Source organism: Methylotenera sp. (assembly GCF_029945705.1).
Taxonomy (GTDB): Bacteria; Pseudomonadota; Gammaproteobacteria; order Burkholderiales; family Methylophilaceae; genus Methylotenera.
Genome location: NZ_JAQSDC010000044.1, coordinates 1 through 2,500, shown reverse-complemented (window position 1 = coordinate 2,500; position 2,500 = coordinate 1). Strand labels below are relative to the sequence as shown.

Here is a 2,500-nt window from a genome sequence, read left to right as displayed (position 1 = left end):
AATGTCTATTAGAAGCTTGCGTCTTAAAAATAGCATTAAAAATGTCTATTACTCCCTATAAGTGTATTTTTCAAATAGAACCTAGTTCAAAAGTGTAACTTTATGAGTAGTGTGACCATTATTCGTAAATACAGTCACAAAATAAACACCTAATGAGTTGCCAGTTAAATCAATCTTGTCTGTAAAATCTTCATTGTATATGATTTCACCTATGGCATTGCATACGATTATTTTTACACCAACTTGACCTTCTAACACAATACTCAACGGGCCAATTGTAGGATTAGGATACACATTAATAGCTGCTAATTTACCAACTGATACAATGGCGGTATTTTTAAAGTATGTACAAACAAATATTTCTGAAAGCGATGAACATGAGCCATTTGAAACCTCGACAGTATACTCCCCATTTTCGGTCATGGTATACTGAGGTGAATTAGCCCCAGGAATAGCCACTCCATTAAAATACCATTGTATACCTGTAGAGATATTACAAGTTAAAATATTTTTATTAGTAGAGATAATTGGAGTTAGCGGTATTGGATTTACAACCACTGTTATTGGATCAGAAATATTAGAACAATTCTTATAGTCGGTAATTCTTACTGTATAAACACCCGAAGCATCTATCAAAATATTTTGAACTTGCTCATTATTGTTCCATAAATAGGTACTGGCTACATTAGCACTTAAAACCACTGAACCTCCTTCACAAAATGTGGTTGGGCCATCTGGCGTGATAATAACTTTAGGCAAGGAATTCACTGTTACGGTTAATGGGTATGAAATAGCTTTACAGCCGTTAATATCGGTAATTAAAACAGCATATGTACCTGCATTAAGCACATTGATTTCGCTATTTTTTTGATTGGTACTCCATAAATAAGCACTATAATTTCCTGCAAATAGTTTGAGTGTATCACCTTCGCAAATTTCAGTTGATTTGTCGGCTTGAATAGTTGGTCGAGAAGGCAATTCATTTACTTTAACTACTAATGGTAATGACGAAGCTGTGCAGCCATTTGTATCGACTGTTGTAATAGCATATACCCCACTCGATTTAGCAACAATCGAAGATTTAATTTCCAAGTTATTCCATGTATATTGTTTCGCTATTGAACTTTTTAAAATCACTGAATCTCCTTTACAAAAAGTGTTTGAACTCATGGCTGTAATTACTGGCACAATAGGTTTATTAATTCCCACATTAATATTTTTTGTTGTCGCCGAACAGCCATTTCCATCAGTAATAGTAACATGGTATAAACCAGATTGCTTAACAATTAATAGCGGTGTTTTTACGCCATTGTTCCACAAATAAGTTTGACCAGCACTTGAAGTTAGTATTACTGAATCTCCATCGCATAACAGAGGAGATTGTTGAACAGTAATTTCTGCTAATGGCAACTTATTCATTTGCACCATAGTTGAATTAGATTTGGCTGAACAACCATTAACATCGGTTACAATTACATTAAATTGTCCACTGTTTTTAACGGTGATGGTTGGTGAACTTTCATTTGTACTCCATAAATAAACATTGGCAATACTTGCAGTTAAGGTTACTGAATCCCCTTCACAGAATGATGTTGAACCTTTAGCCGTAATTTCAGACAATGGCAGTGGATTTACTACAATCGGAGTAATGCTAGAAGTTGAAGAACAATTGTTATTATCTGTAATGGTTACTGTGTATGACCCACTTGCTTTTATTTTTATTTCAGCGGTCACTTCACCTGTGTTCCATAAATAAGAATTAGCCGGATTCGCAGCAAGAGTAACAGAATCTCCTTTACAAAAAGTAAGTGCACCATTTGCTGTTATTGCTGCCACAGGCAAAGCATTTACAAGGACAGTTTCAATCGATGAAGTATTTGAACAAGCATTAGTATCCGTAACAACCACTGAATAGTTGCCACTTTTTAAAACTGCGATAGTTTGATTTGTAGCACCATTGCTCCATAAATAAGCATTGCCTATAGAAGCCGTTAATAAAACTGAATCACCTTGACAAAATGTTTTAGCCTTGTTCGAAGTAACAATAGCTATAGGCAATGCATTAACTGTTATTAAAGTGGTTGCAGATGTATTTGAACAAGCATTGTTATCTGTTATTTTTACAGAGAAGCTACCACTTGCTTTTACTTTGATTGCTTGTGATGTTGAACCATTGCTCCATAAATAAGCATTCGCGCTTGATGAAGTCAGAGTTACTGAATCACCATCGCAGAATGTTTTTGAACCACTGGCTGTAATGCTTGCAGTTGGCAATGCATTAACAACAACACTTGCTATTGATGACGTATTTGAACAAGCATTGTTATCTGTAATTTTAACAGAGAAGCTACCACTTGCTTTTATTTTGATTGCTTGCGATGTCTCGCCAGTATTCCATAAATAAGCATTCGCGCTTGATGAGGTTAAAGTTACTGAATCACCTTGGCAGAATGTTTTTGAACCACTGGCTGTAATGCTTGCAGTTGGCAATGCATTAACA

1 protein-coding gene is annotated in these 2,500 nt (G+C 35.2%); it reads right to left on the bottom strand.

The window, feature by feature from the left end; genetic code table 11:
• Nucleotides 1-81 precede the first annotated feature (81 nt).
• On the bottom strand, nucleotides 82-2,500 hold a 2,419-nt coding region (locus PSU78_RS09490; protein WP_300387391.1), incomplete at its 5' end, for a T9SS type A sorting domain-containing protein.